Annotated in this window: 18 protein-coding genes; 6 read left to right on the forward strand and 12 right to left on the reverse strand. The window is 66.5% G+C overall.

Annotation, left to right across the window (positions count from 1 at the left end):
* Positions 1 to 26 precede the first annotated feature (26 nt).
* Complete coding sequence (locus OXM58_01485) at positions 27 to 173, forward strand: hypothetical protein (protein MDE0147019.1); 147 nt, start codon at positions 27 to 29, stop codon at positions 171 to 173.
* Between the two features lie 179 nt (positions 174 to 352).
* Positions 353 to 1,693 carry an AarF/ABC1/UbiB kinase family protein gene (locus OXM58_01490; protein MDE0147020.1) on the forward strand — a complete coding sequence of 447 codons (1,341 nt, stop codon included), beginning with the start codon at positions 353 to 355 and terminating at the stop codon, positions 1,691 to 1,693.
* Between the two features lie 367 nt (positions 1,694 to 2,060).
* Here the strand turns inward: OXM58_01490 and OXM58_01495 are convergent, their stop codons facing one another.
* The gene (locus OXM58_01495; GenBank protein MDE0147021.1) at positions 2,061 to 2,318 is read right to left on the reverse strand and encodes a DUF433 domain-containing protein; all 258 of its coding nucleotides are present in this window, start codon (positions 2,316 to 2,318) and stop codon (positions 2,061 to 2,063) included.
* 109 nt (positions 2,319 to 2,427) lie between these two features.
* Entirely contained in the window at positions 2,428 to 2,634 is a 207-nt protein-coding gene (gene rpsU, locus OXM58_01500) for a 30S ribosomal protein S21 (GenBank protein ID MDE0147022.1), read from the reverse strand.
* 212 nt (positions 2,635 to 2,846) lie between these two features.
* Here rpsU and OXM58_01505 point away from each other — a divergent pair, with 212 nt between their 5' ends.
* Positions 2,847 to 3,527 (forward strand): COQ9 family protein, encoded by a 681-nt coding sequence (locus tag OXM58_01505; GenBank protein MDE0147023.1) that lies wholly within the window; start codon positions 2,847 to 2,849, stop codon positions 3,525 to 3,527.
* Between the two features lie 34 nt (positions 3,528 to 3,561).
* Here the strand turns inward: OXM58_01505 and OXM58_01510 are convergent, their stop codons facing one another.
* The 9 genes from OXM58_01510 to purE form a co-directional block, all read right to left on the reverse strand.
* Positions 3,562 to 4,941 (reverse strand): hypothetical protein, encoded by a 1,380-nt coding sequence (locus OXM58_01510; protein ID MDE0147024.1) that lies wholly within the window; start codon positions 4,939 to 4,941, stop codon positions 3,562 to 3,564.
* 18 nt (positions 4,942 to 4,959) lie between these two features.
* Positions 4,960 to 5,274 carry a hypothetical protein gene (locus tag OXM58_01515; GenBank protein ID MDE0147025.1) on the reverse strand — a complete coding sequence of 105 codons (315 nt, stop codon included), beginning with the start codon at positions 5,272 to 5,274 and terminating at the stop codon, positions 4,960 to 4,962.
* A gap of 130 nt (positions 5,275 to 5,404) precedes the next feature.
* Positions 5,405 to 6,928, reverse strand: coding sequence for an ABC transporter permease subunit (locus OXM58_01520; GenBank protein ID MDE0147026.1), 1,524 nt, complete (start codon positions 6,926 to 6,928; stop codon positions 5,405 to 5,407).
* Positions 6,925 to 8,022, reverse strand: a complete 1,098-nt coding sequence (locus OXM58_01525; protein ID MDE0147027.1) for a betaine/proline/choline family ABC transporter ATP-binding protein — start codon at positions 8,020 to 8,022, stop codon at positions 6,925 to 6,927. The genes OXM58_01520 and OXM58_01525 overlap by 4 nt, the downstream gene beginning before the upstream one ends.
* Positions 8,023 to 8,122: 100 nt before the next feature.
* Entirely contained in the window at positions 8,123 to 9,079 is a 957-nt protein-coding gene (locus OXM58_01530) for a glycine/betaine ABC transporter substrate-binding protein (GenBank protein ID MDE0147028.1), read from the reverse strand.
* Between the two features lie 33 nt (positions 9,080 to 9,112).
* A complete protein-coding gene (locus OXM58_01535) occupies positions 9,113 to 9,427 on the reverse strand; it encodes a hypothetical protein (protein ID MDE0147029.1) in 315 nt (104 codons plus the stop codon).
* A 95-nt stretch (positions 9,428 to 9,522) separates the two neighbouring features.
* Entirely contained in the window at positions 9,523 to 10,479 is a 957-nt protein-coding gene (locus OXM58_01540; GenBank protein MDE0147030.1) for a glycine/betaine ABC transporter substrate-binding protein, read from the reverse strand.
* A 245-nt stretch (positions 10,480 to 10,724) separates the two neighbouring features.
* Positions 10,725 to 11,837 carry a 5-(carboxyamino)imidazole ribonucleotide synthase gene (locus OXM58_01545; protein ID MDE0147031.1) on the reverse strand — a complete coding sequence of 371 codons (1,113 nt, stop codon included), beginning with the start codon at positions 11,835 to 11,837 and terminating at the stop codon, positions 10,725 to 10,727.
* Positions 11,834 to 12,322, reverse strand: a complete 489-nt coding sequence (gene purE, locus OXM58_01550) for a 5-(carboxyamino)imidazole ribonucleotide mutase (GenBank protein ID MDE0147032.1) — start codon at positions 12,320 to 12,322, stop codon at positions 11,834 to 11,836. The genes OXM58_01545 and purE overlap by 4 nt, the downstream gene beginning before the upstream one ends.
* 232 nt (positions 12,323 to 12,554) lie before the next feature.
* Between purE and OXM58_01555 the strand changes: the two genes are divergently transcribed.
* The gene (locus tag OXM58_01555; protein MDE0147033.1) at positions 12,555 to 12,959 is read left to right on the forward strand and encodes a hypothetical protein; all 405 of its coding nucleotides are present in this window, start codon (positions 12,555 to 12,557) and stop codon (positions 12,957 to 12,959) included.
* Between the two features lie 215 nt (positions 12,960 to 13,174).
* On the opposite strand, the gene OXM58_01560 is transcribed toward OXM58_01555, so the two are convergent.
* Positions 13,175 to 13,408 (reverse strand): DUF465 domain-containing protein, encoded by a 234-nt coding sequence (locus OXM58_01560; GenBank protein ID MDE0147034.1) that lies wholly within the window; start codon positions 13,406 to 13,408, stop codon positions 13,175 to 13,177.
* An 80-nt stretch (positions 13,409 to 13,488) separates the two neighbouring features.
* Here OXM58_01560 and OXM58_01565 point away from each other — a divergent pair, with 80 nt between their 5' ends.
* A complete protein-coding gene (locus OXM58_01565) occupies positions 13,489 to 14,061 on the forward strand; it encodes a TIGR02444 family protein (protein ID MDE0147035.1) in 573 nt (190 codons plus the stop codon).
* A 96-nt stretch (positions 14,062 to 14,157) separates the two neighbouring features.
* Positions 14,158 to 14,325: a YdcH family protein gene (locus tag OXM58_01570; protein MDE0147036.1), complete on the forward strand. Its 168-nt coding sequence runs from the start codon at positions 14,158 to 14,160 to the stop codon at positions 14,323 to 14,325.
* The last annotated feature ends 258 nt before the right edge of the window (positions 14,326 to 14,583 follow it).

Below are 14,583 nucleotides of genomic sequence, written 5' to 3' on the forward strand. Positions count from 1 at the left end.
AGGGAGCGGATGAAGCGGATGACGCCATGACGAAGCTGAGCGACCTCAAAAAGCGCTTTATGGAGGATCCTGAATTCCGGGAGGAATACGCGCGGGCCGATGACGAGTTCGCGCTGATCGAGGCGCTGGTTCGCGCCCACGCGGCGGCGAAGCCAACGCAGGCGGACAACTGAATCGGCCCGAATAGCGGCGCAAAACCGCCCGAAGGCACACGGCCGACGGCCGTAGCGGGACCGGCGCGAGCCCGCCGCGACCCACGGTTGCGGACATCGCCGCGGCCTTCGCGCCGCACGCTCCCCGCTCGCAGCAATCCGGGGGTTGCCGCACCGGCGGCGGCCCCCATTTTTCCGGCATGAGCGAAACCGGCAATCTCGGCGGGCGGGTCCGCCGCTACGTCAAGGCGGGCCGTGCCGTCGGCGGGCTGGCGGCGCGGGTGGCCGGCGAGCGCTATCTCGGCGTCACGGTCGACCGCGAGCGCCACGCCGCGGAATTGCGCGCCGCGCTGGGCGGCCTCAAGGGACCGCTGATGAAGGTGGCGCAGCTCCTGTCGACGGTGCCGGACGCGCTGCCGCGTGAATACGCGCGCGAACTGGCGCAGCTGCAGAGCGACGCGCCGGCGATGGGCTGGCCCTTCGTGCGCCGCCGCATGGCGACCGAGCTGGGCCCGGACTGGCGGAGCCGGTTCGGCAGTTTCGAGCGCAAGGCCGCGGCCGCCGCCTCGCTGGGCCAGGTCCACCGGGCGACCCTGGAGGACGGCACGCCCGTCGCCTGCAAGCTGCAATATCCGGACATGGCCTCCGTCGTCGCCGCGGACCTGCGGCAGTTGCGGGTGATCTTCGGCCTCTACGCCCGCTACGACAGCGCGATCGACACCGCCAATATCCACAAGGAGCTTTCCGCCCGCCTGCTCGAAGAGCTCGACTACGAGCGCGAGGCCGCGCATATGGCGCTCTACCGGCACATGCTGAAGGACGAGGCGGATATCCGCGTCCCGCCGGTCGTTCCGGACCTGTCGACCCGCCGGCTGCTCACCATGGGCTGGCTCGACGGGCGCAAGCTGACGGCGTTCGAGGACGCGCCGGTCGAGGCCCGCAACGCGCTGGCGCGCACCATGTTCCGCGCCTGGTATGTGCCCTTTTACGATTTCGGCGTCATCCACGGCGATCCGCATCTGGGGAACTATGCGGCGCGGGACGATAACTCGATCAACCTGCTGGACTTCGGCTGCATCCGGGTCTTCTCGCCGCCCTTCGTGAAGGGCGTGATCGACCTCTACAACGCGCTGAAGGATGACGACGAGGAGCTGGCGGTCCACGCCTACGAGACCTGGGGCTTCATCGGCCTGGACCGCGAGACCATCGACATCCTGAACATCTGGGCGCGCTTCCTCTACGAGCCGCTGATGGAGGACAAGGTCCAGTCGATCCAGCAGGACAACAGCGTGCAATACGGCGCGCGGACCGTCGGCAAGGTGCATGAGGAGCTGAAACGGGTCGGCGGCGTGAAGCCGCCGCGCGAATTCGTGCTGATGGACCGCGCCGCCATCGGCCTCGGCTCGGTGTTCATGCGCCTGCGCGCCGAGGTGAACTGGCACCGGCTGTTCCACGGCATGATCGACGATTTCGACGTCGACGCGCTCGCCGCACGCCAGGAAGCGGCACTGAAGGCAGCGGGCGTCCCGGCGGCGGCATGACATTGATTTCCCGCCGCCTGGGGCGGGACACTGGCCTAATTTCCTCCCAAACCCGGCAATCGGAACCCTGCGGCGCAGGCCAAAGCCATAATCCCCCTCCCCTTGGGGGAGGGGGCAGGGGGAGGGGTATGCGGCGGCCCGAGCATTGCCCAAACCGGCATCGTTGCAACGGCGGACGACCCCTCCCCTAACCCCTCCCCCAAGGGGAGGGGGATTCCGATGGTGCTCTAATCGTTTCGCAGAGCAATCCACTGAGGAGGGGGAAGGAACATGCCGGCCTGTGGCGCCGAGGGGTATCGACAGTGCCCGAGGCCGGTCAGCTCCTTGTACAACGTCTGCGATGCCGCGCAGACGTCGAGGAGAAATCTCACGAAGCTTCCCGTATGGCGACCCGATCGTGCACATGCTCACCGGCGACCGAGCGGTGGGCGAACAGCAGACAGGCCCGGATATCGTCAGCGTCGAGGTCGGGAAATTCCTGCAGGATCGTCTCTGTCGAATCGCCGGCCGCCAGCATGCCGAGGACATGCTCGACCGCGATCCGCATGCCGCGAATGACAGGCTTACCCCCGAAAATTCCGGCGCACACGGCGATGCGGCCGAGCAGTTCCGCCTCTTCGGTCATGCTGCATTCCCCCGGTTCCGCGCACTGCCGGCGCGGCGCTCCTGCCGCATCCGCTCAGTCGGCGGATTGCACGCCGCCTCAAATTCCGGCCGCCGGGGACCCGGAACGGTCAGAAGCCTTCGCGCTCCATGCGCTTGCGCGCCAGCTTGCGGGCGCGGCGCACCGCCTCGGCCTTTTCGCGGGCCTTGCGCTCGGACGGCTTTTCATAGCTCCGGCGCAGCTTCATCTCGCGGAACACGCCCTCGCGCTGCATCTTCTTCTTCAGCGCCTTCAGGGCCTGATCGACATTGTTGTCTCGGACTACGACCTGAACGATGGCCAGGGTCTCCTTCGGTCTCGTTTCCGGCGGTTGGGTTCGGACTCCGCGTATACAAAGAGGCGCCCGCCTGCCGGCCGGGACGCCCGTGCAATCGGAGGCTATCTATCACAAAGCGCCACAAAAGCAAAATACGGTGACAATTTGACTGGCGGTTCCTAGGTTACCGGGACGGGGACTATCGAGGCAGGCGCGGCAGGAAACCCGGCCGGATGAACGACGAAACGAAGGAAAGGGAGCGGTTCGAGGCGAAGCGCCGGGCCTTGCTCGACGCGCTGCTTGAACACGTTCCGTTCGACGGCTGGACGGGCACGGCGATGGCGGCGGCGGCGGAACAGGCCGGACTCGATGCCGAATTCCCCCATCGCGCCTTCCCGCGCGGCGCCATCGACGCGATCGAGTATTTCAATCGCGTTGCCGACGAAAACATGGCCGCCGCGCTGGCGGAGGAAGATCTCGAAGCCATGCGGGTGCGCGACCGGATCGCCCGCGCGGTCCGCCTCCGGCTCGAACAGAATGCCGGCCATCGCGACGCGGTGCGCCGGGGGCTCACGGTCCTGTCCTTCCCGCCCAACGGGCCGGCCGGGATGCGCATTCTCTACCGGACGGTCGACACGATCTGGCGCGCCGCCGGTGACACGGCGACGGACTTCAATTTCTACACCAAGCGGGGCCTGCTCGCCGGCGTCTACGGCGCCACCGTCGTCCACTGGCTGAACGACAACTCCGAGGACAGTGCGCGGACCTGGCGCTTCCTGGAGCGGCGCATCGACGAGACGATGCAGATTCCGAAGGCCACGCAGCGCCTGCGGGAAACGCTCGAGCGCCTGCCAGATCCCTTGGGCCTGCGCAATTTCCTGAAACCGGGGCAGGCGGGCGACTTCCGGCGCTAGGGCCGGTCTTTCCCGGCAAGGGTTTCACCGACCCTTATTGCAACTTCGCCGGCAGACGGATGCGTTTGCTGGTCGGGAAACCGTGCATGCCGTTGCTGGCGAAAGCGCAGGCATTGGCGCGCAGCGGGTCGCCGCTCAGTACCAGAAGGATATGTTCCGGCTTCTCGACGATCGGCACCAGCCGTTCGGGATCGTCGCTTTCGCCGTAGAGGGCCGCCGCCCTGCCGGCTTCGACCAATTGGTTCAGGCTCCGGTTTCCCGGCACCATGTTGGACCAGGCGCCGATATAGGCTTCCAGCTTGCGCGCCGGCAGACGCGCATGGTCGAACAGCAGGCCGCGCAGCCGTTCCTTCGTCGTGCCGCTGCGCGCCAGCGTTTTCGCCACCATCGGGCTCAGGACCAGCAGCGGCCGATAGAGGCCGCGGGAAAAGCCGACGGTGAAGACGAGTTCCCAGCCCGATTGGCGGACCAGGCCGTCCGCCAGGTAGCGGGCGATCGTGTCCGGGTCGTTGCCGTAGATCGAGCCGATCACGTTGCTGCCGGTGAACCGGCCGACCGTGACGAGATTCGCATCGGGTTCGAAGCCGGCGTCGGCGCTGAACGACGGCCAGCCGAGCTCGCGTGCCGCCGTGCCGTTCTCGGCGAGGACGACGCGCCAGGTGTTGCCGAAGGTGCTCTTGTCCGTAGCGCCCGGCAGGCAGCGTGCGACGTTGCGCAGGAAAAGGCGAAGGAACCTGCCGACGCTGGTGTTCGCCCGGTAACCGTCGCGCAGCGAAGCCTCGGCGCAATTGAACTGCAGCCGGTCGACGACCGGGCCGCTCAGGATTATCAGCGCGTCCCCGCCGGTGGTATCCCCGCTGTGCTCGACGCCATAGCCCGGATCGGCGAGCGCTTCGGCAATGGCGATCAGCACCGGCATATGCTCCGGCAGGCAATTCGCCATCACGCCGTTGATCGCCACGTTCCGGACTGTCGCTGCGGAGCCCGACGGCTTCAGAGCGCCGATAATGCGGTCGGGATCGTCGTCGGTGTGCGCCAGGAACGCCGCCACGCGCCCGGCCGTCGGCGGCACCACCGGCAGGCCGTCGCTCCAGCGGCGTTCGTAGAACACCGTGTTGACGTCATCGAACGAGCCGCGCGCGACGACGGTATCGCTGGTGAGTCCGGACGCCGCGGAATCCGCTTCCACCGGCGTGGTGAGACAGTCGATCACGGCGTTCGCCGTCACAGCCCTCAGGTTCTGCTGCAGTTCGTCGAGGTCCTGCCCGTCGACATGGCCGACGATACGGGCGACCGGCAGCCCGGCAACACCGAGCCCCGGCGCAATGCCGGCGGCCTGGCCGACGAAGCCGTCGCAGACCAGCGAGGCGGTGGGAATTCCGGTTTTCTCGACGATGGCGCTGGCCCGCATCACGGCGGGCGTGCACGCCCCTCAGCCGCCGACGCCGGAGACGACCGCGTCGATTTCCAGTTCCTTCAGCCGCTGCGGCAGCGCGGCGAGCGTCTCGTGCTCGTCGCCGGCAAAGGTCGGGCCGAAGGCGTCGTAACCGACGAATTCCACATCGTCGTAGGCCTCGGCGAGGGCCCGTTCCAGGACCGGGAAGATTTCATCGCCCCGGAACACATAGTCCCACAGGAACCCGATACGCCTGCCGTTGAGATCCGCCGGCCGCGGCGCCGGGGATATGGCCGGAACCGCATTGACGCCGCCGGGCCAGAGGGCTTCGAATTCTTCGGCCGCAGTCATGGCATTTCCCCTTCCGGTCATGGCGCCGGCACGCCGGGAGGTCCGGCCCGCCGCCCGCAACAGCCTCGCGGTCCGATTATCGCCGGGCGGCCTTCCGCTTTCCAGTGCCAAGCGCGCCCGCAGGCCGTCCTCAGGTCTTCGCCCCCGCCACGATGCGGTCGAGGATGAGGGCGCAGAACAGGATGGCGAAGCCGGCCAGGATGCCCTGCCCGACCGACGCATATTGCAGCGCTTCCAGCACGTCCTCGCCCAGGCCCTTGGCGCCGATCAGCGAGGCAACGACCACCATGGCGAGGCTCAGCATGATCGTCTGGTTGATGCCGGCGATGATCGACGGCTTGGCGAGCGGCAGGTCGACCTTGGTCAGCAGGTAGAATTTCGAGGCGCCGTAGGCGATCGCCGCTTCGCGCACGGATTCGGGCACGCCGCGCAGGCCCAGCACCGTGAGCCGGACCACCGGTGTGCCGCCGAAGATCATGGTCGTGACGACGGCGGCGGGCTTGCCGGTGCCGAAGAAGGCGATCACCGGGATCATGAACACGAAGGCCGGCATGGTCTGCATGAAATCCATGATCGGCCGGATCGCCGAATAGACCCGCGGCCGGCGGGCGCAATAGACGCCGAGCGGGATGCCGATGGCGATGGAGATGCAGGCCGCCGTGCCGAGCAGCGCCAGGGTGGTCATCGCTTTGTCCCAGAAGCCCAGCACGCCCATATAGGCGAGGAAGGCGCCGGACCAGACCGCGGCGCGCAGGCCGGCGGACAGGCCCGTCAACAGGATGATGAAGCTGGCGACGACGATCCATGGCGTTTCGACGAAGACGACTTCGAGGAAATCGAGGATCACCCGGATGCCGTAGGAGATGGAGCCGAAGAAGGCGCTGCCGCCGGTCGTGACCGCCTCGAAAAAGGCCTTTACCCCTTCGCTCGATTCGCTGTGGAAGATGTCGTCGGTCGGAAAACCGGCGAGGATCCCGAACTCGCCGGGGAAGGCGTAGTGCAGAATCGAGGCCGCCACGATGACGAGGCAGAAGACGATGCTGAGCAGCGTGCGGCGCAGCGTGACGCCGCTGGCGACCTTCCGGTTCGACAGCCATTCGGAAAAACGCTTCTCCAGCGCCCGGTTGGCCCAGAAACCCTCGGCCGCCTTGAACAGCAGGAGCATGGCGACGCCTGAAAGCGCGACCCAGATGGCCCCCTGTTCGATTTCCACCGCTTCCTGCCGGATGCCGCCGATGGCCGCTTCCAGCGATTTGACGGTCCGTTCGAACACGTCGACATTGTCGGCGTTGGCGGCACGGGCCGCTTCGAGCTGTTTCTTGCGCAAGGCGAGCGTCGCCTCGATCTGCGCAACCCGGGCGTAGGCGTCGGTCGCCAGGTTGCCGAACAGGCCGCGCGCCATCTGGATGAAGGCGAAGGTCTCGACCAGCAGGAACGGCAGGGCTGCGTTCCACAGGCCGCGCGCGCCGTACCAGACCGGGCCGAGCAGCGCCGCCCAGGGATGGAAGATCCAGACGAATTTGGACGAGCCGCCGATCCGCTCGAAGGTCCGGCGGTAATACGCGCCGTCCGTCCCGGTGAACTCGTCGACGAGCGGGCCGATCTGATCCGTCTGACCGGCAGCCGGCACGGCTGATTCGGGCACGCCGGTCATGAGGTTTCCGTCCCTTCCACCACGGCGCGCAGCAGGTCGGCGCGCGTGATCGCCCCGATATCCTGCCCGCTGTCGCCGGTGACAAGAACCGGTGCATCGTCTTCGATCGCGGCCTCGATCAGGACGCTCAGATTTTCGTCGTGCCGGAAGCGCCGCGCTTCGGCCGGGACCGGCCCGTGTTCCGCTTCGTGCGCGTCGAGCGGCTTCATCACGGCATGGGCGCGCACCACTTTAAGGCGCGAAATTCCGGCGACGAAATCGGCGACATAATCGTCCTCCGGGTGCATCACGATCTCTTCCGGCCGGCCGGTCTGGACGACCCGGCCGTCGCGCATGATCGCGATCCGGTCGCCGATGCGGACAGCTTCGTCGAGGTCGTGGGTGATGAACACCGTCGTCTTTTCCATGACGCCGGCCAGCTTGATGAACTCGTCCTGCAATTGCCGCCGGATCAGCGGGTCGAGCGCACTGAACGGCTCGTCCATCAGCAGGATCTCGGGATCTGCGGCCAGCGCCCGCGCCAGGCCGACGCGCTGCTGCATGCCGCCGGACAGCTCGTGGGCAAATTTGTGGCCCCAGCCGCCGAGCTCGACCATCTGAAGGGCGCGCTGGGCGACTTCCGTGCGTTCGTTCTTGCTGGCGCCGCGGATTTCCAGCGGCAGGGATATATTGTCCAGAACCGAGCGGTGCGGCATCAGGGCGAAGTTCTGGAACACCATGGAAATGTGTTCGTTGCGGTAGCGCCGCAGGGCCTGGTCCTGCATCGAGAGGATATCCTCGCCGTTGACCAGGATGCGGCCGGCGGTCGGCTCGAGCAGCCGGTTGATATGGCGGACGAGCGTGGACTTGCCGCTGCCGGACAGGCCCATGACGCAGAAGATCTCGCCGCGCGGGACCGACAGGGTGACGTCGGCGACCCCGACGACGCAGTCGAACCGTTCCAGCACCTCGGCTTTCGAGATTCCTTCGGCCTGCACGGCGTCGAGCGCCTCGCCGGCCCGGGCGCCGAAAATCTTCCAGACGCCCTCGATCTCGATGGCGCTGTCCGTCCGGTCCAAACCGGTTGCGGCACTGGCGGTCGGAATGGCCCTCATGGATCGGCTACAGACTGAAAGAAAGCGCCACAAGAAAGCGCCACCGGGGCCGGGGCCCCGATGGCTGCTCTTTTTCCCCAAATGGAGACCGGCCGCAAGCCTAGAGACCGAGCCAGCCGTCCACCCGCTTGCCGTTCTTCGCGACCCATTCCCTGGCCACTTCTTCCGGCTTCCGCCGCTTGGCCGCGATCTGGAAAACCAGATTGCTCACCGTATCGGAATCCAGCTTCATGTTGCGCAGGAAGGCGGCGATGGTCGGCGAACGCTTTTCGAGCGATTTCGACCAGGCGACCTGGACCGCCTTCAGCGCGTCTTCGGTCATCACCTTGGACTTCTTCTTCCAGTCCGCGCTCTGCTTCGGCTGGACCATGATGTACTTCTTCGGATCGAACTTCGGCTCTTCCAGACGCACGATATCGTACATGTTCCAGATGGCGTGGGGCGAATAGCAGTAGAAAGCGTAGCCCTGCTTTTTCTTGATGCTGTCGCCGACGCGCGCCGTCATCACGCTCTGCTCGGCGCGGATCGGCTCGATGAACGCCATCAGACCGTAGTCGCGCACCTTGATCTCGTTGACGTTGGCCGAGGCCCAGCCCGGCGCGCCGATCCAGATCTCGCCCTTGCCGTTGCCGTCGCTGTCCATCGCCTTGGCGACATCCGGACGGGTCAGGTCGAAGATCGAGGTCACCTTGTGCTTCTTCGAGAAATCCTTCGAAACGCAGAAGCCCTGGCGGCCGACATAGGGGTTCTTGCTCAGAACGACCGTCTTCTTCTTCTTGACGTATTCGTTGGTGAAGGTTTCCTGGTTCGGCAGCCAGACGTCCGGATGAATGTCGATCTCGCCCTTGCCGCGGTCCATGCCGGCGAAGATGCTGGCGTTGGTGCCGGGCACCATGTCCGTCGTGCCGCCCATCTTGGTCTCGACGACGACCTTGATCAGGTTGGCGATCGCCTTGGCGCCGACCCAGTTCGGTACGCCGATATTGACCGATTCGGCCTGCGCAGGCGCCGCGACGGCCACGATGGCGGCGGCAAGCAGGGTTGCTCTGAATTTCATCGATTCCTCCGACTTTGATGGTCGGGCCCCGGCTCATGCCGGATCGTCCCGATCTGAACGCAGGACGGACATCCCTCTGTGCCCGTCTGCAAGCGCTTTCCATAGACCGGCGCCTCTTCCGGCGACAAGCGATTCCCGGCCGAATTCCCGGCGGACCGGCCGGATTTTACGTCGCATCGAAGGGGCGCGGGGCGCGCTGACCACGGTGGTGCCGGCCCTGTAGGCGCCGAGCGGCAGCAGCCGGGTGACATGCCCCATCTTGCGCCCTTTGCGGGCCTCGGCCCTGCCGTACAGGTGCAGGTGCATGTCCGGGTCGGTTGCGGCGCCGGCGGTCGGAGTGGCCCTCATGGATCGGCGATAGACTGATAGACTGAAAGAAAGCGCCATCGGGGCCGGAGCCCCGATGGCTGCTCATTCTTCTCGGGCGAAAACTGCCTGCGGGCCTACAGGCCGAGCCAGCCGTCCACCCGCTTGCCGTTCTTGGCGACCCAGTCCTTGGCCACGTCGACCGGATTCCGCCTTTTCGCGCCGATCTCGAAGACCATGGCGCTCACCGTCGCCGTGTCCAGCTTCATGTTGCGCAGGAAAGCGACGACGGTCGGCGCGCGCTTGATCAGCGTCTTCGAGAAGGCGACCCGCATGCTCCGCGGCGCGTCTCCGGTCGTGATCTTCGACTTCTTCTTCCAGTCCGCGCTCACCTTGGGCTGGACCATGGTGTACTTCTTCGGATCGTATTTCGGCTCCTTGAGGCGCACGATGTCGAACATGCTCCAGATGGCGTGGGGTGAATAGCAGTAGAACGCGAAGCCCTGCTTTTTCCGGATGCTGTCGCCGACGCGCGCGAGCGAGACGCTCTCTTCGGCGCGGAACGGATCCATGAACGTCAGCAGCCCGTAGTCGCGCACCTTGATCTCGTTGGTATTGGTCGAAGCCCAGCCCGGCGCGCCGATCCAGAGCTCGCCCTTGCCGTTGCCGTCCATGTCCGTTGCCTTGGCGACTTCCGGACGGGTCAGATCGAAGATCGAGGTTATGTTGTATTTCTTCGAAAAGTCCCTGGTAACGCAAAAGCCGCTTCGGCCGGCGTAGGGGTTCTTGCTCAGAACGACCGTTTTCTTGTTCTTGACATACAGGTTGACGAAATTTTCCTGGTTCGGCAGCCAGACGTCCGGATGAATGTCGATCTCGCCCTTGCCGCGGTCCATGCCGGCAAAGATGTTGGCGTTGGTGCCCGGCACCAAGTCGGCCTTGCCCCCGATCTTGGTTTCCACGACCACCTTGATCAGACCGGCGACCGCCTGGGCGCTGCCCCAGTTCGGATTGCCGATGATGACCGATTCGGCCTGCGCCGGCGCCGCAACGGCCACAAGGGCAGCGGCAATCAGGGTTGGTTTCAGTTTCATGGATTTCCTCCGCTGATAACGTGATGACACCGACGATCCGAGTTCTTTTCGCCCGGATCGCCGATCGGATCTCCCTCCTTGCGCCGACGGCCGCCCCGGGATTGCGTTGCCCCGAGCGGCACGATCATGCGAAGGGCAACAGTACGAAATTTTCTATAAATTGTGCGTGTAATATTTGACTATTTCAGTATCGATTTAATAAATTTTTGCCGACCAGGCGCCGCTGCGTAATCGGTGCGGACGTACTATCCGTTGCCGTCCGCAATGTGGGCGCCGAGCGGGAGCAGCCGGGTGACATGGCCCATCTTGCGCCCTTCGCGGGCCTCGGCCTTGCCGTACAGGTGCAGGTGCATGTCCGGGTCGGCGACCGGCTCTGCCCAATCGTCCGCTTCGGCCCCCAGAAGATTGGTCATGGTCGCATCGTGCCGGCGGGCGGGATCGCCGAGCGGCAGGCCGCAGACTGCCCGGACCAACTGCTCGAACTGGCTCGTGCGGCAGGCCTCGATCGTCCAGTGGCCCGAATTGTGCGGCCGCGGCGCCATCTCGTTGACCAGCAGTCCCGCCTCCGGCGACCAGAAGAACTCGACCGCGAGCAGGCCGACGAGCGACAGGCGCCCGGCGAGCCGGCGGGCCGCTTCCTGCGCCTCCGCCCGCACGGCTTCGGCGATGCGCGCGGGCGCCCGGGTCGTGCGCAGGATATGGTTTTCATGCGCGTTCTCGACCGCGTCGAACGCCCGGATTTCGCCATCGGGCGACCGCGCGGCGATCACCGACAGTTCCATTTCGAACGGGCAAACGGCTTCGGCGATCAGGGAGTCGCCGAGGTCCCGGCAGGCCCTTTCCGCCTCTTCGGGGCTGTCGACGCGGCGCTGGCCCTTGCCGTCGTACCCCATGCGCCGGGTCTTCAGGATGGCCGGGAACCCGACCGTTTCGCGCATGGCGGAAAGGTCGCCGCCCTCGATGGCGGCGAAGGCGACGGTCGCGAGCCCCGCCTCGTGCGCCAGCGTCTTTTCCTTCAGCCGGTCCTGGGTGACGGCGAGAACGCGTTCGTCCGGCGCGGTCGGCACCCGCGCCGCCAGCGCCGCGACGGCCTGCGCCGGCACATTCTCGAACTCGAGCGTGACGACGTCGGCGAGATCGGCCAGGCGGGCGAGCGCCGCGGCATCGTCATACGGGGCGACGACGGTTCGCCACGCGACCTGCGAAGCCGGGCTGTCTTCCTCCGGCGTCAGGACCGCGCAGCGGTAGCCCAGCGGCGCCGCGGCCAGCGCGATCATCCGGCCGAGCTGGCCGCCGCCGAGGATGCCGATGACGCTGCCCGGCGGCACGGGCTTTCCGCGCTGGACGGCTGCCGTCAAGCCGGGGTTTCGGCGACGGCGTCGGTCTGGGCCTGCCGCCACGCCGCAAGCGCCGCATCGATCCGCGCGTCGCCGAGCGCGAGGATCGCCGCCGCCAGCAGGCCGGCATTCTTCGCCCCGGCCTTGCCGATGGCGAGCGTCCCGACCGGCACGCCGCCGGGCATCTGCACGATGGAATGGAGGGAATCGACGCCGGAGAGAGCAGCCGAGGAAACCGGCACGCCGAGCACGGGCAGCGTGGTCAGCGAGGCGATCATGCCCGGCAGGTGGGCCGCACCGCCGGCGCCGGCGACGATCACTTTCACGCCGGCGTCCTTCGCGCCTTTCGCGAAGGCGTAGAGCCGGTCGGGCGTCCGGTGCGCCGAGACGATCCGGACGTCGGCGGTCACGCCGAGTTCGGCCAGGACGTCCCGGGCCTCCCGCATCGTTTCCCAGTCGGACTGGCTGCCCATGACGATGGCCACCGGCGGCGGGGTGCTATCCATGGTCCTGTTGCGATCCGTCTCAAAGGAAGCCGCGGATTATAGGCCGCGCCGGGCCGGGAGCAACCGATCATGGCCGCCCGCGCCGATTTCAGGCGCTTTCCGATTTGACATCTGCGCAAAATGTTCCCACAGTGTTCACAGCAGCTGCCGGTTGTCGTATTCGTCGGGACAGCGGCCCGAGCAGCGGTGCAACGGTTCTTGTTCGGCACTGGCGGACCCCTATAATCGAACCATGACCGAGGCGATCGCATTCGACACCCACCGCTTCGTCAAACGCCTGACTGAGAGCGGCTTCACCGAGAGGCAGGCCGAGACCCTGGCTGAGGAGCATGTTGCCCTGCTCAACGCCAATCTCGCGACCAAGGCGGATGTCGCGGCTCTCCAGACAGACACCGCTCAAGTAGAGGCAACTCTCAAGGCCGACATCGCTCAAGTAGAGGCGGCTCTCAAGGCCGACATCGCTCAAGTAGAGGCGACTCTCAAGGCCGACATCGCTCAAGTAGAGGCGACTCTCAAGGCCGACATCGCTCAAGTAGAGGCCCGCATCGAGGCGGTGAAGGCCGACTTGCTGAAATGGATGTTTGGCGCGCTGATCGCCCAGGGCGGGCTGATTGTCGCCTTGGTGAAATTGCTGTAGGGCAGCGCCTTTCCCCGAACCCGTCGAATCGGATTGGGCCTGGCTGGACGCCATTGCCGGCGAATTTTCCTCCGACTTCTTCGTCGACGGACGGAGCCAGCCCGAACTGCCGCGCCGTCCCGGGCCCGACGGCGCGACCGAGTGATGCGTTACCTGCTCGACACCAACGCCCGCGTCGCGCTGCTCAACGCCGCTTCGCCATGCCTTCAACACCCTCACGCGATGATGTCGGGCAGCAGTTCGCTTTCCAGCCGGTTGATCTGGTCGCGCAGGGCAAGCTTGCGCTTCTTGAGGCGCTGCATGCGGAGCTGGTCGAACGGCGCTTCCTCGTTCACCCGGGCGATCATGTCGTCCAGGTCGCGGTGTTCGACGCGCAACTCCTCCAGCTTGCGCCGGATCGCGGCCTGGGACTCCGCGCCGTCGTCGCCGCTGTTCGTGTCGTCGGCCATGGCCTCTCTCCGGGATTGAGACTACCCTTTTCCGGCCCGAAAGTGAAGCGAACGAACGCGGCGGCACGGCAGGCAGGCCCATGCAGTTTCCCGATCATCCGTTCTGGGATTTTTCCCTCGCCACCTATGGTCGGGACGGGGTTGCCGACGCCTGCATCGCGCTCCAGGAGGCGCACGGCGCGGACGTCAACATCCTGCTGTTCTGCGCCTGGACCGGCCGCAACGGCGCGCGCCTCGACCGGGCGCAGATCGAGGCCGCGTGCAGCGCGGTCCGCGGCTGGCACAAGGAGGTCGTCAGGCCTTTGCGTTCGGTGCGCCGGCGCCTGAAATCGCCGCTCGACGGCAGCCCGCCGTCCGAACTGCAGGCGGCCCTGCGCGCCCGGATCCAGAAGATCGAGATCGACGCCGAGCATATCGAACAGCTGCGGCTGGCCGCCCTCGCCGACGCTCCCGGATTCGGCGGCTTCGGCGATTTCGGCGCTTCCGGCGCTTCCGGCGCGGCGCCGCTGGACAGCGCGGCGGCGCGTGCCAATATGGAAGCGTATCTCTCGGTTCTCGGATCGGGAGCCGGCGCAGAGACCGATGCCGCGGAGACAGAGGCCGCCTTGGCCGCCATCGCAGCCGCGGCCTGCCGCAGCGATACCGGCCGGTAACGGAGCTCCCGAACCGCTGGATTGCGGCGGCGGCGTCTGTTAAATTCTGCTGCCGATGTCATACGGATGTCACATGGATTTCACATGGAGGTGCCCATGTCCGTCGATCCCCGGATCGAAGCATTGAAAGCCCGTCATCATACCCTTGAGCAGTCCATCGCAGACGAGGAAGCCCGCCCCCTTCCGAACGATCTGCATATCGCCGAGCTGAAGAAGCAGAAGCTCCGCATCAAGGACGAAATCGCCATGTTGAGCAGCGCCTGACGGCGCTGATTTACTGTCCGGCCGGTCCCCGGCGGCCGCAGCGGTCGCGGCTGCGGCGCTGTCGCACGAATCCCCCTGGCTTCCTCTACGAAAGGCTGCGCCCGTCCGCGACGCTATTCCTCCCCCTCTTCAGAGGGGGAGGCCAGGTGGGGGTGCCGTGGCGCATATGTCCGTAGCGGGGCGCGCTTCGCCGCAAGGCGACTCCGACGACGGCCCGAGACACCCCCATCCCCTCCGCTTCGCTCCGGGACTTCCCCC

Source organism: Rhodospirillaceae bacterium (assembly GCA_028819475.1).
Taxonomy (GTDB): domain Bacteria; phylum Pseudomonadota; class Alphaproteobacteria; order Bin65; family Bin65; genus Bin65.

What these genes read in the sequence shown, in the direction of transcription:
- OXM58_01485 (MDE0147019.1), top strand. Translation starts at nt 27, where the DNA reads ATGACGAAGCTGAGCGACCTCAAAAAGCGCTTTATGGAGGATCCTGAA.
- OXM58_01490 (MDE0147020.1), top strand. Translation starts at nt 353, where the DNA reads ATGAGCGAAACCGGCAATCTCGGCGGGCGGGTCCGCCGCTACGTCAAG.
- OXM58_01495 (MDE0147021.1), bottom strand. Translation starts at nt 2,318, where the DNA reads ATGACCGAAGAGGCGGAACTGCTCGGCCGCATCGCCGTGTGCGCCGGA.
- OXM58_01505 (MDE0147023.1), top strand. Translation starts at nt 2,847, where the DNA reads ATGAACGACGAAACGAAGGAAAGGGAGCGGTTCGAGGCGAAGCGCCGG.
- OXM58_01515 (MDE0147025.1), bottom strand. Translation starts at nt 5,274, where the DNA reads ATGACTGCGGCCGAAGAATTCGAAGCCCTCTGGCCCGGCGGCGTCAAT.
- OXM58_01520 (MDE0147026.1), bottom strand. Translation starts at nt 6,928, where the DNA reads ATGACCGGCGTGCCCGAATCAGCCGTGCCGGCTGCCGGTCAGACGGAT.
- OXM58_01525 (MDE0147027.1), bottom strand. Translation starts at nt 8,022, where the DNA reads ATGAGGGCCATTCCGACCGCCAGTGCCGCAACCGGTTTGGACCGGACG.
- OXM58_01530 (MDE0147028.1), bottom strand. Translation starts at nt 9,079, where the DNA reads ATGAAATTCAGAGCAACCCTGCTTGCCGCCGCCATCGTGGCCGTCGCG.
- OXM58_01535 (MDE0147029.1), bottom strand. Translation starts at nt 9,427, where the DNA reads ATGAGGGCCACTCCGACCGCCGGCGCCGCAACCGACCCGGACATGCAC.
- OXM58_01540 (MDE0147030.1), bottom strand. Translation starts at nt 10,479, where the DNA reads ATGAAACTGAAACCAACCCTGATTGCCGCTGCCCTTGTGGCCGTTGCG.
- purE (MDE0147032.1), bottom strand. Translation starts at nt 12,322, where the DNA reads ATGGATAGCACCCCGCCGCCGGTGGCCATCGTCATGGGCAGCCAGTCC.
- OXM58_01555 (MDE0147033.1), top strand. Translation starts at nt 12,555, where the DNA reads ATGACCGAGGCGATCGCATTCGACACCCACCGCTTCGTCAAACGCCTG.
- OXM58_01560 (MDE0147034.1), bottom strand. Translation starts at nt 13,408, where the DNA reads ATGGCCGACGACACGAACAGCGGCGACGACGGCGCGGAGTCCCAGGCC.
- OXM58_01565 (MDE0147035.1), top strand. Translation starts at nt 13,489, where the DNA reads ATGCAGTTTCCCGATCATCCGTTCTGGGATTTTTCCCTCGCCACCTAT.
- OXM58_01570 (MDE0147036.1), top strand. Translation starts at nt 14,158, where the DNA reads ATGTCCGTCGATCCCCGGATCGAAGCATTGAAAGCCCGTCATCATACC.